Genomic DNA, 1,761 nt, shown 5'->3' on the forward strand with positions numbered 1-1,761 from the left:
GCTTCAAAATCCGCGCCAGTAGAGGAAGCCAGTGGCGGCTGCTACATAAGACCGCGATTTTCTATTACTCGCGTGATCGCAAAGGCGAACGTCCGCAGACCCATTTGGCGAACTACTTCGGCATTCTGCAAGCGGACGCCTATGACGGCTACAACAAGCTGTATGCAGCGGAGCGCAAGCCTGGTCCGATTCTCGAAGCGGCGTGTTGGGCGCACGCGCGGCGCCCGTTCTTCGTCATGGCCGATATCGATGCGAACGTTCGTCGTAAGGCGGCGGGAAAAAAGGAGATTCCACTGTCGCCGATCGCCATGGAGATCGTGCGCCGCATCGACGCGCTGTTCGAGATCGAGAGGTCGATCAACAGCAAGAGCGCGCAAGAACGCCTCGCCGTTCGCCGGGCGTCGAGCCGACCTCTCGTCGACGCGCTGGAAAGCTATATGCGCGAACAGCTCGCCAAGCTCTCGCGTGGACATGACCTCGCCAAAGCGATGCAATATATGCTGAAGCGATGGCCGGCCTTCACGCTGTTCCTCGACGACGGGCGCGTTTGCGTGTCGAACAATGCCGCCGAGCGTGGACTGCGCGGAATTGCTCTGGGACGAAAATCATGGCTGTTCTGCGGGTCTGATCGCGGAGGCGAGCGCGCCGCCGCCATGTATGGGCTCATCGTCACAGCGAAGATGAACGGCGTCGATCCGCAGGCCTGGCTCGCCGACGTCCTCGCGCGCATCGCCGCGCATCCGGCGCATCGGCTCGATGAATTGCTGCCGTGGAACTGGAGCCAGAAGGATAAAGCCGCGCCGGCGCTGGCGGCCTGACCATGCACGTCAACAAGGTCTCTCACGTCACGACCATCGATCGCATCGCTGCGCAGCTCGGCGAAAGCGTCGACTTCCTCCATGACGTCGCCAATGAAATGGAGCCCGAGGATGACGTGATCTGGGTCTATGGCCTCGGCGACCTCGAGATCCTGGCCTTCACCGACTTCGGTGTCGAGAACCTCGTCGAGCTCATCAAAATCCACAAAGAGATGAAGTCGCACCGAGAGCGCTGACGCGAGGATCCTGCGTCCACGATGAGCGCTTGCTTTACGATTGCCTGTTCGGCAATTGCAGCAATCTCGCGAGCGCCTCGGAATCCATGTCGGGATCGACGCTGAAGCCGAGATATGATTTGGCGGCGTCCACGAAGAGTCCTTCGTGCTCGCCCGCCGCCGAGATTTCGGCGACCAAGTAAGGCACGACGCGGTCGTCGCGCCTGCGAGCCAAGCCATGGAGCGCCTCGGCTCTTACGAAGACGTCAGCGTCATTTACCCGTCGCAGCAGCGCATCCCGAATCTCGGGGCCGTCAATCGAAACGGTCTGGCCGATACTTGTGGCGGCCCAATCTCGCGCCCTATCATATGGATCGTCCATCAACTCCAGCAGAGCGCCTACCGCCGCATCCGAAGTCGCACCACAGAGGGAGAACGCCACGCCGTGGCGGACGTCGTCGTCAGAATGGTTGCGCAGCCCGATCAGAGCACCCTCGCAACGACGGTTTCCGAGATGGCCAAAGGCGAACACAGTCGCTATCAAGACATCTCTGTCCTGTTCGCGGTGAATAATCTCGAGGAGGGCGTCGCAGCATTCCTCTGGAAAGGTGCGCGCGGGTGAGCCCAACTGGCCTAGAATAGTAACCCCGAGCCTTCGTGATTTCGGATCACTCGCGGTCGTGCCCCTTGGAGAGGTGTAGCAGCGGCGCTCGGGCGCGCGGAGCGGA

At 61.3% G+C, this 1,761-nt stretch carries 3 protein-coding genes and 1 pseudogene; 2 read left to right on the plus strand and 2 right to left on the minus strand.

Annotated elements, in window-relative coordinates; translation table 11 throughout:
* Both KP010_RS22410 and KP010_RS22415 read left to right on the plus strand, forming a co-directional pair.
* Nucleotides 1-818: IS66 family transposase (locus tag KP010_RS22410; protein ID WP_216281927.1), on the plus strand; the 818-nt coding region annotated here is incomplete at its 5' end.
* A 2-nt stretch (nt 819-820) separates the two neighbouring features.
* Complete coding sequence (locus KP010_RS22415; RefSeq protein ID WP_142864797.1) at nt 821-1,054, plus strand: hypothetical protein; 234 nt, start codon at nt 821-823, stop codon at nt 1,052-1,054.
* A gap of 34 nt (nt 1,055-1,088) precedes the next feature.
* On the opposite strand, the gene KP010_RS23000 is transcribed toward KP010_RS22415, so the two are convergent.
* Nucleotides 1,089-1,268, minus strand: coding sequence for a hypothetical protein (locus KP010_RS23000; RefSeq protein WP_024878659.1), 180 nt, complete (start codon nt 1,266-1,268; stop codon nt 1,089-1,091).
* A gap of 15 nt (nt 1,269-1,283) precedes the next feature.
* Nucleotides 1,284-1,565 (minus strand): annotated as a pseudogene (locus KP010_RS23480) (HEAT repeat domain-containing protein); the annotation flags it as partial.
* Between the last annotated feature and the right edge of the window lie 196 nt (nt 1,566-1,761).

The organism is Methylosinus sp. KRF6 (assembly GCF_018887255.1).
GTDB classification, from domain to species: domain Bacteria; phylum Pseudomonadota; class Alphaproteobacteria; order Rhizobiales; family Beijerinckiaceae; genus Methylosinus; species Methylosinus sporium.

Coding starts and splice junctions, on each gene's coding strand:
- KP010_RS22415 (WP_142864797.1), top strand. CDS start 821: ATGCACGTCAACAAGGTCTCTCACGTCACGACCATCGATCGCATCGCT.